This window comes from Niallia circulans NBRC 13626 (assembly GCF_001591585.1).
Lineage (GTDB): Bacteria > Bacillota > Bacilli > Bacillales > Cytobacillaceae > Niallia > Niallia circulans.
In genome coordinates, this window is sequence record NZ_BCVE01000014.1 from 1 (window position 1) to 19,859 (window position 19,859).

Annotated in this window: 18 protein-coding genes; 17 read left to right on the forward strand and 1 reads right to left on the reverse strand. The window is 36.9% G+C overall.

The features are described 5' to 3' along the window. The first annotated feature begins 273 nt into the window (after positions 1-273). The 8 genes from BCI01S_RS16250 to tuaH are packed head-to-tail and all read left to right on the forward strand — an operon-like array spanning position 274 to position 8,668. Positions 274-933 carry a sugar transferase gene (locus BCI01S_RS16250; RefSeq protein WP_047944269.1) on the forward strand — a complete coding sequence of 220 codons (660 nt, stop codon included), beginning with the start codon at positions 274-276 and terminating at the stop codon, positions 931-933. Continuing rightward, the gene (tuaB, locus tag BCI01S_RS16255; protein WP_047944268.1) at positions 934-2,376 is read left to right on the forward strand and encodes a teichuronic acid biosynthesis protein TuaB; all 1,443 of its coding nucleotides are present in this window, start codon (positions 934-936) and stop codon (positions 2,374-2,376) included. It begins immediately after the preceding gene. 30 nt (positions 2,377-2,406) lie between these two features. Beyond that, positions 2,407-3,636, forward strand: a complete 1,230-nt coding sequence (tuaC, locus tag BCI01S_RS16260; protein ID WP_061800069.1) for a teichuronic acid biosynthesis protein TuaC — start codon at positions 2,407-2,409, stop codon at positions 3,634-3,636. Next, positions 3,633-4,562, forward strand: coding sequence for an NAD-dependent epimerase/dehydratase family protein (locus BCI01S_RS16265; protein WP_047944266.1), 930 nt, complete (start codon positions 3,633-3,635; stop codon positions 4,560-4,562). The genes tuaC and BCI01S_RS16265 overlap by 4 nt, the downstream gene beginning before the upstream one ends. 19 nt (positions 4,563-4,581) lie before the next feature. Continuing rightward, entirely contained in the window at positions 4,582-6,021 is a 1,440-nt protein-coding gene (locus BCI01S_RS16270; protein WP_053215789.1) for an O-antigen ligase family protein, read from the forward strand. A gap of 29 nt (positions 6,022-6,050) precedes the next feature. Further along, positions 6,051-6,716 carry a hypothetical protein gene (locus BCI01S_RS16275; RefSeq protein ID WP_047944265.1) on the forward strand — a complete coding sequence of 222 codons (666 nt, stop codon included), beginning with the start codon at positions 6,051-6,053 and terminating at the stop codon, positions 6,714-6,716. Positions 6,717-6,731: 15 nt separating this feature from the next. Continuing rightward, the gene (tuaG, locus tag BCI01S_RS16280; protein ID WP_047944264.1) at positions 6,732-7,481 is read left to right on the forward strand and encodes a teichuronic acid biosynthesis protein TuaG; all 750 of its coding nucleotides are present in this window, start codon (positions 6,732-6,734) and stop codon (positions 7,479-7,481) included. 20 nt (positions 7,482-7,501) lie between these two features. Next, positions 7,502-8,668, forward strand: coding sequence for a teichuronic acid biosynthesis protein TuaH (tuaH, locus tag BCI01S_RS16285; RefSeq protein WP_047944263.1), 1,167 nt, complete (start codon positions 7,502-7,504; stop codon positions 8,666-8,668). A 40-nt stretch (positions 8,669-8,708) separates the two neighbouring features. Here the strand turns inward: tuaH and BCI01S_RS16290 are convergent, their stop codons facing one another. Next, positions 8,709-9,131 carry an Rrf2 family transcriptional regulator gene (locus tag BCI01S_RS16290; protein WP_047944262.1) on the reverse strand — a complete coding sequence of 141 codons (423 nt, stop codon included), beginning with the start codon at positions 9,129-9,131 and terminating at the stop codon, positions 8,709-8,711. 296 nt (positions 9,132-9,427) lie between these two features. Here BCI01S_RS16290 and BCI01S_RS16295 point away from each other — a divergent pair, with 296 nt between their 5' ends. The 9 genes from BCI01S_RS16295 (at position 9,428) to BCI01S_RS16335 (ending at position 19,829) form a co-directional block, all read left to right on the forward strand. Continuing rightward, complete coding sequence (locus BCI01S_RS16295) at positions 9,428-10,816, forward strand: protoporphyrinogen oxidase (protein ID WP_047944261.1); 1,389 nt, start codon at positions 9,428-9,430, stop codon at positions 10,814-10,816. Positions 10,817-11,034: 218 nt separating this feature from the next. Continuing rightward, positions 11,035-12,615 (forward strand): histidine kinase N-terminal 7TM domain-containing diguanylate cyclase, encoded by a 1,581-nt coding sequence (locus tag BCI01S_RS16300; protein ID WP_047944260.1) that lies wholly within the window; start codon positions 11,035-11,037, stop codon positions 12,613-12,615. Positions 12,616-12,939: 324 nt separating this feature from the next. Then, positions 12,940-13,263 (forward strand): DUF3870 domain-containing protein, encoded by a 324-nt coding sequence (locus BCI01S_RS16305; protein WP_047944259.1) that lies wholly within the window; start codon positions 12,940-12,942, stop codon positions 13,261-13,263. 121 nt (positions 13,264-13,384) lie between these two features. Next, positions 13,385-14,212 (forward strand): D-aminopeptidase DppA, encoded by an 828-nt coding sequence (gene dppA, locus BCI01S_RS16310; RefSeq protein ID WP_047944258.1) that lies wholly within the window; start codon positions 13,385-13,387, stop codon positions 14,210-14,212. Between the two features lie 12 nt (positions 14,213-14,224). After that, complete coding sequence (locus tag BCI01S_RS16315) at positions 14,225-15,154, forward strand: ABC transporter permease (protein WP_047944257.1); 930 nt, start codon at positions 14,225-14,227, stop codon at positions 15,152-15,154. A 2-nt stretch (positions 15,155-15,156) separates the two neighbouring features. Then, a complete protein-coding gene (locus BCI01S_RS16320; RefSeq protein WP_161798413.1) occupies positions 15,157-16,119 on the forward strand; it encodes an ABC transporter permease in 963 nt (320 codons plus the stop codon). Further along, the gene (locus BCI01S_RS16325) at positions 16,119-17,111 is read left to right on the forward strand and encodes an ABC transporter ATP-binding protein (RefSeq protein WP_047944255.1); all 993 of its coding nucleotides are present in this window, start codon (positions 16,119-16,121) and stop codon (positions 17,109-17,111) included. The genes BCI01S_RS16320 and BCI01S_RS16325 overlap by 1 nt, the downstream gene beginning before the upstream one ends. A gap of 100 nt (positions 17,112-17,211) precedes the next feature. Then, a complete protein-coding gene (locus BCI01S_RS16330; RefSeq protein WP_047944254.1) occupies positions 17,212-18,825 on the forward strand; it encodes a peptide ABC transporter substrate-binding protein in 1,614 nt (537 codons plus the stop codon). 83 nt (positions 18,826-18,908) lie between these two features. Continuing rightward, positions 18,909-19,829 (forward strand): S66 peptidase family protein, encoded by a 921-nt coding sequence (locus BCI01S_RS16335; RefSeq protein ID WP_047944252.1) that lies wholly within the window; start codon positions 18,909-18,911, stop codon positions 19,827-19,829. The last annotated feature ends 30 nt before the right edge of the window (positions 19,830-19,859 follow it).

A 19,859-nucleotide genomic window follows, 5' to 3' on the forward strand; every position in this document is an offset into this window, starting at 1 on the left:
AAGGGGAGCATATCATTTAGTGTGTACGTATAATTGCTCGGGGTTAAATTTGATTGAAATACTTATTTCTCCCCCTCTTTTTATGTATACTTCCCCTCTTCGCTTAGTAAAGGAGTAATTCAAATCAGTTTAGCATGCACCATTTTATGACAAAATCAATCGGAAATTTACAATCCTTTACTATTCCTTAAAATAGATTCAATGATTTATTAACATTGGAACCCTATACTAAATCTGATAGCTCAGATAGATAAAACTTTGAGGTGAAAAAACATGCAGGCTAACAGGAGTATCCATATTTTAAAAGAGATATCAATTGTACAAGCAAATAACCTTAAATCTTCTAAAAAAGTTTCCTTTTATCAAGTTTTTAAAAGAATGATGGATCTCTTTATAGCAAGTATAGGTATTGTTATAACTCTCCCGTTGATTCTTCTATTTGCTATTCTCATTCGCATAGATTCACCGGGTTCTCCCTTTTATGTGCAGCAAAGGGTTGGGAAGAATGGCAAATGCTTTCGTTTAATTAAATTGCGATCGATGAGAATGGATGCAGAAAAGGACGGAGAAAAATGGGCAGAGATAAATGATCCAAGAATTACAAAAATTGGTGCGTTTATAAGAAAAACAAGGATTGATGAGCTACCACAATTATTTTCTGTTTTAAAAGGTGATATGTCTATTATTGGACCAAGACCGGAGAGACCTTCTTTTACGGAACAATTTAGCAAGGAGATTGATGGTTTTTCGAATAGGCTGCTAGTAAAGCCAGGATTAACTGGCCTTGCCCAGGTAAACGGTGGGTATGACATCACACCAAGAGAAAAGCTAACTTACGATCTTCAATATATTAATAATGTAACATTTTCTTTAGAAATGAAAATTTTAGTAAAGACGATAAAAGTGGTGCTCACAGGAGAGGGTGCAAGATAATTGGACTCCATAAAAAGCAAGATTAACAGTGGAGCAAAATGGACCAGTATAGCAACGTTCGTTATTACTCTCTTACAGATTGGACAGTTTATCGTACTAGGCAATATCATGAGTGCAAAGGAGTTTGGCATGATTGGCATGCTGACGACAATCAGCATCTTTGCACAAATTTTTGTTGAATTAGGTTTAGGGGCTGCAGTCATCCAAAAACATCATGCAACAGAAAGGCAGTTATCTACCCTTTTTTGGATAAATGTTCTTTTAGGAATATTTATTTGTTTCCTTATGCAGGCAGCAAGCCCCATTATTGCAGATTATTTTCAAACAAAAGAGTTAGAGGGAAAAGTCAGATTACTATCAATCGTATTTTTGATCGCGCCTATAGGACAGCAGTCACAGTACTTAATGCAGCGAGACTTATCGTTTAAGACATTAGGAAAGATCGAAACGATATCTAATGTTTTAAGCTTTAGTCTCTTAATTGGACTGCTCCTTTTTTTAAAGCAAAATCCAGTTAATGCTTATGTATGGTCACAGGTTTGCCTTTATTCCTTGAAAGGGATTCTTTTTTATATTTGTTACTTCCCAAAGTGGAGACCAAGCTTTGTGCTAGATATCAAAGCATGTAAAGAATTTTTCTCTTTTGGCGTGTATCAGCTTTTATCTAGGCTCGTAAATCGTTTAGGAAGCAATATGGATATGTTGTTGATTGGAAGATTTATGGGCATGGAAGCATTGGGGATTTATAACTTAGTCTATCAAATTATAACTATTCCCGTTCTTAAGTTAAATCCTATTATAACGAGAGTTGCCTTTCCGGTGTTTGCGAAAGATAAAAATAATAATCGGGCATTAGAGAGTGGTTATTTATATATGACCAAATTATTAGCAATTGTGTCGTTTCCATTGTTATTAGGGCTCTATGCTGTTGCAGATTTAGTTATCCCACTCTTCTTTGGAGAGCAATGGATGGCGGCTGTTCCTGTTTTGGAAATTATGATTATAGTAGGAATTCTAAGGGTTCTTATGAATCCCAATGGGAGCATTATATTAGCAAAGGGAAAAGCAGACATTGCTTTTTATTGGGACTTAGGAGTATTAGTTTGTTATGGTTTAGCATTATTAGCTGCAGTTCGGAGTAATCAGCTGGAAATAGTAGCATGGACATATGTGGGTGTAAGTATTCTTAATTTTATCGGTGGGAGAATCCTATTAACTAGAATGATCGGGCTTCAGCTAAAAAGTTATGTAAAAGTGTTGCTGCTGCCATTTATTCTTGCAGTGGTCAGCAGTGGGATTGCATTCCTGTCAAAAACGCAAATGATTTCTATTCATAATAATTTGGTTTGGGCACTTGTATGGTCTGTGTTGATAAGCGGGATTAGTTATTTGCTGCTACTGCATGCATTAAAGCATGTAGCATTTCGAGAAGAATATCAATAAAGGAATAAGCTGAACGATAGGATGTGTATCATGAAAGTATTGTGGATAACGAGTGTTTACCCTAGTGCAGATAACCCTGGAAGCGGGGTGTTTCATGAAACACAGGTAAGAGCATTATCCTCTTTAGGAGTGGATATAACAGTTATTAATCCAGTTCCATTAAATCCTTTTTTCTTTCGACTATGGAAGAAAAAATATCATAAAAAGAACTATCCATATTTAGAGAAAAGGCATGGCATAAACATATATAGGCCTGTGTATAGGGCGACACCTGGTCAACTTCGCTGGTTCCAGCCAGATAAGCGCATTGCAGAATGTATTCTTAAAACTTGGAAGAAAGAGAACATAGAGGTCGATTTGATCCATGCACACTTCGCTATGCCTTCGGGAGGGGCAGCAAGAATTGTTGCCGCTAAATGTAAAAAGCCTTGGCTGCTCACATTACATGGAAGTGATGTCTATATTTATCCATCATTTAGTCGAAGTGCGGAACGGATTTTTCAAAAAACGGTAAAGTCCGCAGATGAAGTTATTGCCGTAGGAGAACATCTTGCTGCTGCAGCTGAGACAAAAACTGGGAGAAAATGTATGCCGTTACCGATAGGAATTGATTTATCGAAATTTAAATTACCGCAGGCAGCCAATTTAAAAGCGAGCTATAGAGAGGAATTAGCATTACCTGTTAATAAAAAAATCATTTTGTTTGTAGGGCGTCTTGTGAAAGAAAAAGGGATTTTTGAATTAGCAGAGGCATTATCTTATCTTCCGGAAGATTATGTAGTGGTTTATGTGGGGGCTGGCCCAGAAAAAGAAAAGCTGCAAAAAAATAATTTGTATAATAAACGATTATTCTTAGCAGGACAAATTCCTAATGAGATAGTAAGCGATTATTTGTCAGCATGCGATACTTTTATCTTACCGTCCTATTCGGAAGGATTACCGACCGTTGTTATAGAGGCGATGGCTTTGAAGATACCGACAATTTGCACAAGTGTCGGCGGGATACCTGATTTATTTGGAGAGTACACCAATTTGCTGATTCAGCCTCGGTCGGTACAAGCGATTGTAACAAGAGTGAAAGAGCAGGCAGCTGATGCAGCCTTGTTTGACAAGGCTGCAGAACAATTATATCAGCGTGTTCTTGATAACTATTCTGCAGTTGATAATGCTAAAAAACTACTGGGAACTTACCAAGAATTGGCGAGCAAGTCGATAGAATCTACTAATCAATTAAATCACTTTTGGGAGGAAGCGAAATGACCAAGGTTCTTGTTACTGGTGGAGCGGGCTTTATTGGTTCACATATTGTAGAGAGTTTGTTAGAAGAAGGATATGAAGTAATAGTTATCGATAATTTTTCTACGGGTAAATTTGAGAATATACAGGATTTAGCTGTTAAAATATGCCCGTTTGATATAACAGATTCTCGTGTGATTGATTATATTGTCGACTTAAATCCTGATTTTATTATTCATCAAGCTGCCCAAGTAAGTGTGGCAGAATCAGTGCATGACATATTACATGATGAAAATGTAAATGTAAAAGGATCATTACATGTCATTAAAGCAGCTATTCGCGGTTCCGTCCGGAAAATACTATTTGCCTCTTCGGCAGCTGTATACGGGAATCCAGTGAAGCTCCCTGTTACGACAGAACATCCAACTTTGCCGGAATCACCCTATGGATTAACAAAATTAACGGTCGAAAAATATTTGAAGTTAGCTTCTAAATTATATGGACTGTCGTATGGAATTTTAAGATATAGCAATGTCTATGGACCGCGGCAGGATGGTAAAGGAGAAGGTGGGGTTATCTCTATTTTTGCTGATCGTGTTTTTGAAGAAAAACCACCAATTATTTACGGTTCTGGAGAACAAACAAGAGATTTCATTTATGTAAAAGACGTTGCGAATGCAAATTTACATGCGTTAAAGCAGGACGAAAATCTTTGCCTGAATATTTCATCCAATAACCGAATCTCGATAAATCAACTTTGGGAGAAGATAGCTGATATAAGCGAGGTACCATTAAAACCAATTTATAAAGCAGACAGAGAAGGCGATATTCTCCATAGTATTTTATGCAATGAACAGACCATGCAACAACTGAATTGGCAGCCACAAACCAATTTAGAATATGGATTAAGAGAAACGCTATTCTCATCTAAACAAGTTTTACAAAAGTAGGGAGGAAGGATTGTAGAAGTTGGGAACTAACCGTACAGTAAGCAAAACAATAGGATTCACCGTATTAGGGATCGGTTGTCTTACCGTTTTATATTGGACAACGATGTATCAATTAACTTGGATGCTTCCCATCGTATGTATATGGATTGCGATTCAATTAGGAATATATTTGAAGTCAGTCATAACACTTGATCAGTTATTTCAAAATGTCATGTATGTCTTATTGCTTTCCACTTTTCTTAACCAATCCATTCTTAGTGTGAAAGTTGGTGCTTTTTCTGTTTTCTTATACAGAATATTGTTATTATTAGCAATTGTTTTATATATGGGCACTGCTTTTTACAGAAAAAGGATGGTACAGGATTTTAATCGCAGTGGGCTACCGTTTATTTGGTTGTTCTTTGGTGGATGGATTCTTTATGGAACCATTTCGATTCTTTGGTCTATTTCTATTATTGCTTCCATTAAATACATGTCCTTATTGGTAATGGGAATAGCATTTGTCTATTTAGCGAATGTGACATTTAAAACACGGCAACAGCTAAAGTACTTTTTGGCAGGATGGCTTGGAATGACCATTTTATTAGTGGGAATAGGATTCGTGAATTATTTCTTTTCTATTCAATTACCAAGTTCCGGTCTGTATGGTGCTTCCAGTTATAAACTATCGTATCCAACAGCCGTCTTTTACAATCAAAATGATTTTGCTGTCTATTTAGGCATTTCTTTTTTCTTCTTTTTAGCTGTTGTAAAAAATACCAAGAGAACAATGCTGAAGGGATCTATGTTTGTTTTTAGCGTCCTAGTCTTCCTGCTTATTTATTTAACGGAATCACGTGCTGGAATACTTGCCCTTGCAGGAGGCGGATTAGTGTATATATTCCTGATCATTCCAAAGTGGTGGAAGAAACTAATATTACGAATTAGTCTTGGAGTAGGAATACTAGGAGGGATTTTGTTTGCTAACAGAGGATTTAGTAAAATTCAGAGTCTTATAGAGTTAGCCGGACAATATGAGCTAAATGAAGTGTTACCATCAAACTTAGCGAGAATCAATCTTTTAAGAAATACGTTTTCTTATTTGCTCGATTCTTACGGATTTGGAATCGGAGCAGGAAATATTCCTTATTATCTGGAGTATAAGAGTTATTTTCCAACAGGAAATGTCTACCAAGTGCATAATTGGTATGCTGAAATCGCCGGCAACTTTGGGTTAATGATTTTGTTTGGCTACTTAATGATATTGATTTATGCATTTATATCATTCTATCGAGCATACGAGAAGGCGGACAGCGGTACCGATAAAATGTTGTTAGAGGCGTGTATGATCGGAATGGTAGCATTCGTTATTTCGAGTATCAGCCCAAGCTCTGTGATGAACTTATATTTTCATTGGGTATTTCTTGGGTTTATTTTATGTACTCTGTCTGTTTATAAAAATAGAAAGCTAGAATCTTAACTTTCATAGCAGAAAGGGAGAGTTCGTTTGTGAGGTCTGTTTTATCAATTATAGCAGCTAGATGGAAAAAATATTTTATCCCTTTATTATTGCTTAGTGTCCTTTTAGGAGCAATAGGATGGTTTGTCCCAGCTGGGAAAGAAAGGGGAGCAGTTAAAGCAGAGGCCACTATTTTACTAGGGAATTATGAAAATGAGTACTTAAATAATAGTGAAGTAATTGCATCCTTATTAAGAAATGAAACGACTTTTGTACACTATTTACCCGGTGTCGATATAGAGAAGGAACAGCTTCTTATTTCTGCGGATACCCCTAAAAAGATCAGCTTTACACTTACTGGTTCAAGTGAACAAGAAGCCGTAGATTCCTTATCAGAATTAGTAGCTGCCTTTCTGGAAATGGATCAACAGTATTATCAAGAAAAAGATGAAATTATCTCAGAAAGCATTAATCAGCTTCAAGAAAAACCTGTTCAAGCAGAATCAGCTGTTGATCAACAACGATTTCTATATGAATTAAAAACGAAACAAGTAAATATGCAGCCAGCAATGTTAGTTAAGGATGTCGCAGCAATAAGTGGGGATAATCGTGTAATCTCTCCCCAAGATCGAGCGCTAATGGGTGTAATGATCGGCATCATGCTCAGTTGTTTATGGATAATTTATCCGGTGTTCTTAAAATCCGAGATCGAATAAAGAGGTGAGTGGGAGATGGTTCCATCTGTATCCATTATTATGCCTTCCTATAATTGTAAAGAGTATATATCTTTTAGCATCCAGTCTGTTAGGGAACAAACATACACAGATTGGGAACTGCTCATTGTTGATGACCATTCCACAGACGGCACAGTCGAGGTATTAAAAGAATGGGAAAAAGTAGAGGAGAGAATTCGAGTTTTTTACCGAACGGTTAATGGAGGAGCGGCTGTTGCTCGGAATATGGCGCTCGAGCATGCGCGTGGAAAATATATTGCCTTTTTAGACAGTGATGACCGATGGAAACAAGAAAAGCTTGAAATTCAACTAGCATATATGAAGGAAAATCAGTATGCTTTCACCTTTACTGCTTATGAGTGTATTGATCAAAAAGGAGAGCGGATCAATAAATATATTCGGGTTCCTGAGCAAGTGGATTATCAAACCATGCTAAAAAATACAATTGTTGGCTGTCTGACTGTTCTAATTGATCGTGATCAAGTAGGGGATTTTCAAATGCCCAACATCCGTACTCGGCAGGATCTAGCAACTTGGTTAATGATTTTGAAGCGAGGTTTCCGTGCATTTGGCTTAAACGAAATATTAGCAGAATATAGAGTAGGAAATGATTCTATCTCTAAAAATAAATGGAAAGCAGCAAAAAATAATTGGCATGTTTATCGTCAAATAGAGCAGTTAAATTTCTTGCAGTCATCCTGGTATTTTTCTCATTATGCTTATAATGCTATTCGGAAAAGACTGTAGAAGGTAGAGGAGCATAGAAAATGAGAACAATCCATGTTATCGTTGCAACTGGCGTTTGGAATTTAGACAATTTGACTTATCGAAGACATCGATTTGCAGAGTTTCTGCAAAAGCAGCAGGAAACTGAGGAAGTAATCTGGTTATGTCCAGGGGAAAAACAGACATCAGAAGTAACGAGGTTAGAAAATGGTATTTACCAGTGGATAATCAGTGATTTGGGAAATTATAAAGTACAACGTTTCGCTCGATTTATCCCTTTTTTCTACCAAAAGAAGCTCCGAAGTTTAAGTAATTATTTAGCAGAAAAGAAAGGGAATTATTTGGTGAATTTATGGTATACCTATCCTGCTTTTCCGACTTTGTATAAGATATATTCATGGGATCAAATCGTTTATGACTGCAGTGATTTATGGGCAGAACAATTGAGCGGGAAATTTTCTTTCCTTTCTTATTTAAAGCAAAAGATCATCTATCAAAGTGAACAAACAATTGTTGAAAAAGCAAGTTATATTACTTGTACTTCATGCTTTTTAGCGGCGGAAATAATAAGTAGAACACCAGCCTATCGAGACAAGATTTTTACGTATGAAAACGGAGTAGAATACCAGCTTTTTCAGGAACAGAAGAATAGGGAGCCGGTTATTGAGAAAGAAGGGCTGATGATTGGGTACATTGGTGGGATTAAACCAAAACTTGATTTTGAATTAATCCAGCAAATTGCACAAAGAAGAAGAGATTGGACCATTTTATTAGTTGGACCTGATGGAACGAATAACAGCCCGGGATTTATGAAATTATTGAAGGAACCAAATATTCGATGGATGGGAAGTGTCCCGAGAAATCAGGTTCCTGCTTATATGCATATGCTTGATATAGGGATTATGCCATATAAGGATACTCCATATAATAAGGCTATTTTTCCATTAAAGCTTTTTGAATTTCTTGCTGCTGGAAAGCCAGTGATAGGGATGAACTTGCCTTCAACAAAAGGATATGTGGAAGGAGGCGTTTATGAACTTTTGCTAGGGGAGACAGAAGTAAATCAATTTATTCATGCCTGTGAAAAGATGGCAGAGAATGCTGGTAGCCAAACGTGGCAGAGCAGAAGAAAGCAACTTGCCATGTTAAAAGATTGGGAGAATATCTTCCAAGAGATGATCCAAGTCGACAAAAAAACTAGCATATGAGGATACCTGATGGCTAGTTTTTTTGTCGTTCTTATTCAGGCTAAATTTTACTGTATATTTCCATTTCATCCATTATATCTTGTAATGTAATATGTTCTAATTCCTTTTCCATTGTTAGTTGAATGGTAGAAAAAGTCTGGTTTAAGATTGGATGAATTTTGCTTCCTATCGGGCAACGGTGATTTGGATGATCATGTATTGCGAACCATTCACTTTTTGATTGAACGGCTAAATAAATGTCTAAAAGGGTAATATCAGCAGGAGGTTTTAATAAGGATGCCCCAGAAATGCCTGCTCTGCTCGTTAGCATTCCTCCTCTTTTCAAAAGTCCGCACATTCTTCTTATCACTACAGGATTTGTATTCACACTTTCTGCAATAGAATCAGAGGTTATTTGTTCGTATGGTTTCGAGGCAATTAAAGATAGGATATGAATAGCAACAGATAGCCGGCTGTTAGCCATAATAGATAAACACCACCAATCAAATTTTTTGTCATTCATTAGGAATACGTTATAATTGTTGCGTTGATAAAATTGATAGCGAATCCGAAGAGAAGCGCTTACATTACGTGGCTACTATTATTATACAATGGAATATAAGGGCATAATCAGCTAATTTGCGATTAAATTGTGAACAAATAGACACAAAAAAAGCGATGATGGTGAGAAAGAAAATGGTCATGATGCTTTATAATAAAAAAAGCTATTAATAAGAAGGTATTTAGAAGAGGGAATTTTGCTAAAAGAGGTGGAAGAAAGTGAAAACGGTTTTAGTTATAGGTGGTGGGATAACAGGATTATCTGCCATGTATTATTTGCAGAAGGAAAATAGAGAAAGACAATTAGGACTTCGACTAGTTTTAGTGGAGGCAAATGACTACCTAGGCGGGAAAATCCATACGGTTACAAAAGATGATCTGCTTATGGAAACAGGAGCAGATTCCATTGTTGCCCGCAATAAAAATGTTCTTCCCTTTGTTAAGGAACTTAATTTAGAAGAAGAAATTGTTTATAACGCAACAGGGACATCTTATATTCATACACAAAACAAATTATTAGAAATTCCCAAGGATTCTATTTTCGGTATTCCGATGACATTAGAAGCTCTTTTTACAAGTGAACTACTTTCCACTCGAGGAAAGCTAGAGGCTTTAAAGGATCTTTTTCGTACTAAGTCAAGCTTTACGAGAGAATCCTCCATTGGTGAATTTTTAGAGTATTATCTGGGAAAGGAAATCGTAGAAAAGCAGATTGCACCAGTTCTTGCGGGCGTTTACTCTGGAAATATTTATTCATTAACAATGGGCTCCACCCTACCTTATCTGCTCGAATATAAGGAAAAGTATGGAAGCATCATCCGTGGGCTAGGGAAGAATAAAGAATCGTTTCAATCGGCTGCGAATAAGAAATTTATTTCTTTTAAAGATGGGTTATCTACAATTATTGATCGACTGGAGAAGGTATTAGAAGATGTATCCATTAGAAAGGGAATAGCTGTTACACGAATAAATAAGGAAGCAGACCAATATAAAGTTCAATTATCCAATGGGGAAGAAGAAGTGGCAGACATGGTTGTCTTATCTACTCCCCACAATGTAACACAGCATATTTTAAGGAAGGATGAATTAAATCCTGTCTTTAGCAAGCTGAAAAATTCGTCCAATATCACCTTATATTTGTCCTATGATATTTCCGATGATGAACTGCCTAAAGATGGTACAGGCTTTATAGTCGCAGGGGATAGTGACATTGTTTGTAATGCTTGTACGTGGACAAGTAGAAAGTGGAAGCATACATCGAAGAATAATCAGCTATTATTGCGTCTATTCTATAAAAAAACAAATCCAGCCTATGAACGGCTAAATAGCCTTACAGAAGAGGAACTAATCCAAGAGGCTAGAAAGGATATAGAGAGAAGTCTTGGTATTACTTCAAAACCTAAAAGTTATGAAGTGACAAAATGGACTAATGCGATGCCTGTTTACTCATTAGAACATAAGCAAGCAGTAGAACAACTTAGCCAAGACTTAGCTCTTTTATATCCTAATGTGCATCTAGCTGGTTGTTCCTACTATGGAGTAGGAATTGCAGCATGTATAGCGAATGGGGAAGAAACAGCTAAGAAAATTTTGCATTCCATAGAATAAGAAAAGTGCAGAGCCATAGTAGGAAGGCTCTGTTTTTTTGTGAAATGATTTGATAATGGAGCAATCGCTTGCTATTTATTTTGTAAAATAGCCGATTTTTAATCTCTTAATCTAGTAACGGGTTTTCACAAGATTTATAATAGGTGGAAGAACATAAAGAAAAGAGGAACTAACTAAATGAACAAAAGCCAGATGATGAGGATACAGGAGCAAAAGTAATGGATCATACTGTCATGGTATTTATTGTTTTAATCACGATGTCGGGTGCATTGCATGTGATATTAGCCATTATTGCGTATATGAATAGACAGGCATTTGAAGGAATGCGAACATTCCTATGGTTTTCCTGTTTTAATGCTATTTATGCATTTGGGTATGCATTAGGTCTTGCCAGCTCAACGATAGAAGAAATGAAATTTTGGACAGCTGTTCAGTATTTAGGTATGCCGTTTTCGGCACCAGCTACATTAATTCTTGTTTTACAATATATCGGCTACGATAGGCATTTAAATAAAAAAATGTATTTTTTCTATTATTTAATCCCAGCGCTTTCCTTTTTACTCGTTGCGACAAATGATTATCATCATTTATTCTATCAATCTGTATATTTAGAATATCGAAACGCAACTCCTCTCATGCAAATTACAATGGGACAATGGTATTTACTACATGGTGCTTATTCGTTTGGAACGTCTGCCATTGCCTTTATATTACTATCGATTTATTGGTTTAAAGAGAAATCTAGGCAAACAAAACAAGTAGCCATACTATTGACAGGAATTCTTGTCCCTGTTGGCGCGTCTTTTTCTTATTTGATAGGACTTACTCCAAACGGCTTAGATCCTGTTCCAATTGCCATGCTATTTTCTAGTTCTCTCTATTTATATGCCATTATATCTACGAAATTTTTGCTGGTTCCGCCAATAGAAAAAGATTATATATTTGAAAGTATGGGAGATGCAGTATTAGTTTTAGATCAGACATATCATCTAAAAGATTTTAATAAGGCTGCTTCTAGGTTGTTTTCGGATGTAAAAACAGGAAAACACATAGCAGCTGTATTAGGGTTGGATGATCAGATTCTTGGGCTGCTAAAAAACATCGATACGGATTCTGTCATATCGGAAGTAGAGAGGACTAATAAATCAGCAACGGAATATTATCAAGTTAAGATCTCTCCGATTAAAAAAGGAGAGTCAGCTATTGTTGGTATTTCGATTATATTTACGAATATTACGGAACAAAAGAAGGAACAGCTCAGTTTAACAAAATTGGCATACACAGATAGTCTGACACAAATATCTAATCGTGCCTATGTGACAGCAATTGCTGAAGAGATGCTTACCAAGCATAGAAAGATAGCCGTTATCCTGTTTGATGTTGATCATTTCAAGAAAATAAATGATACATATGGACATTTTGGGGGAGACGAAGCATTAAAGCATATTGCCTCTCTAAGTAAAGCTCTTGTGCCTAAGAATGGAGTTTTTGGCAGATATGGTGGAGAGGAATTTATTCTTTTTCTATTTGGAAAAGAAGCAGATTCAGCCATTTCTATTTCTGGGAAATTAAGGAGGGTAATCGCAGAAACCCCTTTATATTATAAGGAAATAGTAATTAATATTACTGCGAGCTTTGGTGTAGCTATAAAGGAAAACTGTCTAGCTCTTACCCCGTTGATAAGCGAGGCGGATGAAGCGCTATATGCATCTAAAAGAGAGGGAAGAAATACCGTTTGTGTAGTAGAAAATGGAGAATACATTAAATTAGACTCTTCTCCGTTAGTAAAAGGAAAATAATATAGGAAGGGAGTCCCCTCATACGGTATGTGGATGTTAGCGGTGGTGTTCTAATAATGTTATTTTTTCTTACACTATTTGTTAAAATATTTAGAAAATACTCAAAAATGTATTGCGTAAAAAAGAGTGGTGTATTACAATTTTTTATATAATCTAAATCTATCTTTTTTCGTCTAGGTCAAAATGATAGAGAGAAAAGTTTGTTAGTTTTGCTGTTATTCAAGACAGAGCCCTTTTCTTACGACATATGCATTGCTTCGAATGTTTATGATGATCTCATAAATATCTCGTGCAATATCCAGATGTTTATAGGAGGAGTATCACATGTATCATGCAAATACCATATATATTATTGGAGAAAGTAAAACATCCTCTAATAATGCCATTATGCAGCAATACAATGGTTTTTTTATTGCATTAGTGGTGGATAGAGTCTCTCATACAATTATTGATGCAGAATGTTCTTCCACTATCAATATAACCTCTTCCTTCATTAAGTCTATTGTTGTCGGGAAATCGATGGTAGATTTAGACACCGTTTTAAAGGAAGTAGAAAATCGTTATTTTGGATCTTCTCAAAAAGCAGTTATGGTTGCTTTTAAGAATGCCCATATTAAATATAAACAACTATTAAAAGAATTAGTATAAACTGCTTTTTCTGTTATACGCAGAGAAAATCCAGTTGATAGAGATTTTACTTCTCTGTTAGCTGGATTTTTTTATTTTGTACAAATAAGATGGATCAAAAAAATGTGGGAGGTTTTTCTAAATGGGCAAAATTTATATGTCAGTTGATATGGAAGGAATAACAGGGTTAATTGATCACACACAGGTTGATTCTAATAAGCTAAATTATGAAAGAAGCCGTATCTTGATGACAGATGAAGCAAATTATGTTGTCACAAGTCTATTTGATCAAGGCATAGAAGAAGTGGTTGTAAATGACAGCCATAGTAAAATGAATAATTTATTAATAGAAAGATTTCATCCAAAAACAAAGTTAATAACAGGGGATGTGAAGCCATATTCAATGGTGCAAGGGCTTGATGCTAGTTATGACGGGGCAATCTTTGTCGGGTATCATGCGCGAGCTTCTGTTCCTGGTGTTATGACCCATAGCATGATTTTTGGAGTCCGTAATATGTACATAGATGACGTTGTTGTTGGAGAATTAGGATTTAATGCTTATGTTGCAGGATATTTTGGTGTTCCAATTATTCTTGTAGCAGGGGACGATCAAGCAGCACAAGAAGCAGAGCAGTTAATTCCTAATGTAACAACAGCGATTGTGAAAAATAGTATTTCAAGATCAGCAGCGATGAGTTTAACTCCTGCCCAGGCTGGAGAATTGCTAAAAGAAAAGACAAGGGAAGCGTTAGAAAAAAAGCACTTAGTAAAGCCTTTAGTACCACCTGCTACTCCATTGCTCCGCATCGAATTTGCGAACTATGGACAAGCTGAATGGGCTCATTTAATGCCGGGAACCGAGATAGAGCCTGGTACTACAATTGTTCGTTTTCAAGCAAAAAACATCTTAGAAGCATATCAAGCTATGCTGGTTATGACTGAACTTGCGATGAGAACAACATTTTGTTAGGTGGTGAGACCGATGAAATCTTATTATGTTAAGCGCTTTTTCTCGATGCTCGTGACGTTATGGGTCATTATTACGATTACTTTCTTTTTAATGCATTTTACACCTGGTTCTCCATTTAATGATGAAAGAACGACAAATGACGCGATTCAGAAGAATTTAGAAGAGCAATATCATTTAGATAAACCGCTCATTGTTCAATATGGTATGTATTTAAAACAAATAGCAACCTTTGACTTTGGCATTTCGATAAAAAAATCATCGCAGACAGTAAATGAAATGATTGGAAGAGGATTTCCTGTCTCTTTTGAACTTGGCATGGTTTCCTTAATAGTCGCGGTTATTTCGGGGATAACACTTGGCGTAATTGCCTCCCTTAAACACAATGGGGTCATCGATTATGCAGCGATGACAATAGCAGTAATAGGAATTTCCATTCCTAACTTTGTTTTAGCAACCATGTTGATTCAACAGTTCGCTGTTAATTGGAGGATACTCCCAACGGCTACTTGGTCAAGCTGGAAGCATATGATTCTACCAACGATAGCACTTGCGACAGGTCCAACTGCCATTATTGCTCGGTTAACGAGAACGAGCATGCTAGAGGTATTAACACAAGATTATATAAAAACAGCTAAGGCAAAGGGACTTTCTCCATTCAAAATAATTGTCAAACACGCCCTGCGCAATGCTCTTTTGCCAGTTGTAACTTTATTAGGTGCTTTGGCGGCCAGTATTTTGACTGGTACCTTCGTGATTGAAAAAATATTTGCGATTCCTGGTATGGGGAAATACTTTGTAGATAGTATTAATAATCGTGATTATCCTGTTATTATGGGGACGACTATTTTTTACAGTACCATTTTAATTATTATGCTGTTCCTCGTTGATTTAGCATATGGCATATTGGATCCGCGAATAAAACTTCAGAAGAAGGAGGGCTAGCAATGGGCTTACGTCAAGAAACAATGTATGAAAAAAAGGACGATATTGCTCTTGATGAATGGTTTGTACCAATAGAGAAACAGCATGGGGAGGCTGAAGCCGTTGTTCGTCCAAGCCTATCCTATTGGCAAGAAGCATGGAGAAATCTTTGGAAGAATAAATTAGCGATGGGAGCATTTTTTTTCTTAATTTTATTAATTATTATGTCTATCATTGGTCCGATAATTTCTCCCCATTCGATTTCGGAGCAAAAGCTTATTAATCAAAATCAGCCGCCTTCTTCTGAATATTGGTTTGGGACAGATAGTCTGGGCAGAGACGTCTTTTCAAGAACCTGGTATGGGGCCAGAATATCGTTGTTTGTTGGGATTGCAGCTGCCGTCATTGATTTTTTGATAGGAGTTGCTTACGGTGGGCTATCGGGATACAAGGGTGGCAAGATGGATCACATCATGATGAGAATAGTAGAAGTACTATATGGACTCCCATATTTATTAATCGTTATTTTAATGTCTGTTGTGATGGGTCCGGGACTAGGATCTATTATTATTGCCTTGTCTATTACAGGATGGGTTGGAATGGCCCGCATAGTTAGAGGACAAGTTCTTCAAATAAAAAACTATGAATTTATTTTAGCATCGAAAACTTTTGGAGCTAAAACTTACAGAATAATTAGAAAAAACCTCCTTCCAAATACAATGGGCCCGATAATTGTTCAAATGACTTTAACAGTTCCCTCTGCAATATTTGCAGAAGCGTTTTTAAGCTTTTTAGGGCTTGGCATTCAAGCACCTTTAACAAGCTGGGGGGTTATGGCAGATGAAGGATTATCTGCTATTTTAACAGGTCATTGGTGGAGGCTGTTTTTTCCAACCTTATTTATATCGCTTACGATGTTTGCTTTCAATGTATTAGGGGATGGACTCCAGGATGCTCTTGATCCAAAGCTGAGGGGTGGAAAATAATGACGACAATACTAGAAATCCGTAATCTTCATGTTTCTTTTGCGTCTTATGGAGGAGAGGTAAAAGCGGTACGAGGAGTAAATTTTTCTTTGGAAAAGGGGGAAACTTTAGCCATTGTTGGAGAATCTGGCTGTGGAAAAAGCGTTACATCGCAAACGATTATGCGATTAATTCCGAGTCCGCCAGGAAGAATTACAGACGGCTCTATTTTATATAAAGGGATGGATCTCACCAAGCTGAAAGATGAAGAGATGAGAAAAATTCGCGGTGCCGATATCTCTATGATTTTCCAAGATCCAATGACAGCTTTAAATCCTACGCTGACGATTGGAGATCAGATTATGGAAGGCATTAAACAGCACAAGCAGATTTCAAAAGCAGAAGCAAAAGATAAGGCGATTGAAATGCTTACATTAGTTGGCATCCCTAATCCCGAAATGCGATTGAAACAATATCCTCACCAATTTAGCGGAGGGATGAGACAGCGAATAGTGATCGCGATGGCATTGATTTGTGAACCAGAGATTTTAATTGCAGATGAGCCTACAACAGCTTTAGATGTAACAATCCAAGCACAGATTTTGGACTTATTCCGAGAGATTCAACAAAAAAGAGAAGTGTCCATTATTCTAATCACACATGATTTAGGGGTAGTTGCTCAAGTAGCTGATCGTGTAGCGGTTATGTACGCAGGAAAAATAGTGGAGATGGGGAATAGAAGAGATATTTTCTATTCTCCCCAGCATCCATATACAAAGGGCTTGCTAAATTCTGTCCCAAGATTGGATCAGGAAGGAGAGCTGGTGCCAATAGACGGAACTCCTCCAGATTTATTTTCTCCGCCAGAAGGCTGCTCCTTTACGGCAAGATGCCCGTATGCGATGGAAGTGTGCAAAAGAGTGTATCCGTCAAAAAGTAATTTGAGTGCTCAACATCAAGTCAATTGCTGGCTGCAGGATGAGCGGGCAAGGCGGGTATTGCACACGATTTAACGATTGGAAATCTTCGAAATATAGTTTTTAGCTATTTTTTGACTTTAAAGAAAAAGTCATTTTATAGATTATGAGATGAAAACGATGTGGGGGGAATACGATGAAAAAGATAACGATCGGTTTTTTGGCTATGATGATAATTTTGTCACTTGCTGCTTGTACAGCAAATAGTGATGCAGGAAAGGAAAAGGCGGCAGGGGAAACGAAAGAAAAGGTATTAAATTTAAACAATGGACAAGAGCCTAGTTCCTTCGATCCGCCGATTGGTTTTGATAGTGTTTCGTGGACAGCTTTAAACAATTTAATGGAGGGGTTAACACGATTGGATAACAATCATGAGCCTCAAGCGGCTATAGCTGAAAAATGGGATGTGTCAGAAGACGGAAAAGTATACACTTTCCATTTAAGAGATAATGCAAATTGGTCTAATGGAGATCCAGTTACTGCGGGTGATTTTGTCTTTGCTTGGAAACGATTGTTAAATCCAGATACGAAATCGCCAGCTGCTTTCCTTGGTTATTTTATTGAGGGGGGAGAAGCATATGCAAACGGAGAAGGTTCAGCAGAGGATGTAAAACTTAAAGCAGTTAATGAAAAAACGCTTGAAGTTACCTTAACAAACCCGCAAGCTTATTTTCTAAATGTTATCACTAATCCTGCATTTTTTCCGATTAATGAAAAGGTAGCGACAGAAAATCCAGAATGGTTTTCAGAGGCAGATTCATTTGTAGGAAATGGTCCATTTAAATTAACTAAATGGGAGCATGACAGCTATTTTGAAATGGAGAAAAACGAAAAATATTGGGATGCTGATACCGTTAAGTTAGATAAAATACACTGGGCAATGGTGGATGATTCCAATACAGAGTATCAAATGTTCCAAAATGGGGAATTGGATGTTTCTGATGTTCCAGCAGAATTAAGTGAGCAGCTATTTAGTGAAGGAAAAGTTAAAGTAGAAGACCAGGCAGGAACGTATTTTTATCGATTTAATGTGACAAAAGAGCCGTTCACAAATAAAAATATTCGTAAAGCTTTTGCTTTAGCTGTTGATCAACAGCAAATCGTCGATTATGTAACAAAAAATCAAGAGAAACCTGCCTATGGCTTTGTTTCATATGGATACTTGGACAATGACGAGAAGGATTTCCGTGAAACGAGTGGAGATTTAATAAAGACAGATGTGGAAGCAGCAAAGAAACTGCTTGAACAAGGAATGAAGGAAGAAGGATATACAACCTTGCCGGAAGTAACGCTTACCTATAGTACTAGTGATACTCATAAAGCAATAGCGGAAGCTTTACAAGCAATGTTTAAGGATAATCTTGGCGTAGACGTCAAGCTTGCCAATATGGAAGCAAGTGTCTTTACGCAAGAACAAACTGCACTAAAGCTGCAATTATCCAGAAGCTCTTTCCTTGCAGACTATGGAGATCCGATTAACTTTCTTGAAAACTTCCAATCTGGTTTGGCAATGAATAGAACAGGTTGGTCAAATGCGGAATATGATCAATTAATTAAAGATGCTAAAAATGAATCGGATGAAGCAAAACGTTTTGAATTAATGTATAAAGCAGAAAAATTACTGTTGGATGAGGCACCAATTTTCCCTATTCATTTCTATAACTATGTGTATTTACAAAACGACAGTGTGACGGGAATTGTTCGTCATCCGGTTGGATACCTTGAATTAAAATGGGCGGATAAAAAATAAGAAGAGAGCAGAAGGGATGAACAAAAGGCATCCCTTCTTTCCTTAAAGCATTAAAAAAACGAAAAAAGAAAGGGATAATAAAAGTGATAAAGCCGGAACGTTTAAAAAAAGGAGATACCATTGCCGTTATTGCTCCAGCTAGTCCGCCATCGCCCGATTCTTTACAGAAAGGCATCCAGTATTTAGAAGAGGAATTAGGGTTAAAAGTAAAGGTTGGACAACATGTTTACGATCAATACGGTTACTTAGCAGGAGAAGATGAAGCTAGATTAATAGATTTAGAAAATGCGTTTTTAGATCAAGAAGTAAAGGGAATTATTTGTGCTTGTGGGGGTTATGGAACCGCTAGATTGGCAAGTCAAATTAACTATTCCATCATTGCTCAAAATCCGAAGATATTTTGGGGCTACAGTGATATAACGTTTCTGCATACTGCAATTGCTAAAAGAACTGGATTAGTTACTTTTCATGGTCCGATGCTTTCCTCGGATATTGGAATGGAAGACTGTCATCCTTTATCGAAAGCTTTATTAAAACAATTATTTCAACCGCAAGAAATAATGTATACAGAAGAGTACTCAAACGTGGATGTTTTAGTAGAAGGGAGGGCCTCAGGAAGGATAACAGGAGGAAACCTTTCTCTTATCACAAGCTCGATCGGTACTCCTTTTGAAATAGATACCAAAGCAAAAATTCTACTGATAGAAGATATAAATGAAGAGCCGCGATCCGTAGACCGAATGCTTAATCAATTACAGCAAGCTGGAAAGCTGACAGATGCTGCCGGAATTATTATTGGTGATTTTCATCAATGTCAACCCAAAAGAGACAAGTCGCTTGCGTTAGACGAAGTGATCAACCACTATATTCAAAGAGCAGGGAAACCAACTATGAAGGGATTTAAAATAGGACATTGTTCGCCACATATATCTATTCCGCTAGGGGTTAATGCAGAAATAAACACGAATGAAAAAGTACTAATGATTGATAGCGGAGTGGAATAAATTAGAAGAAGTAAAAGCTGGAGAGTAAGT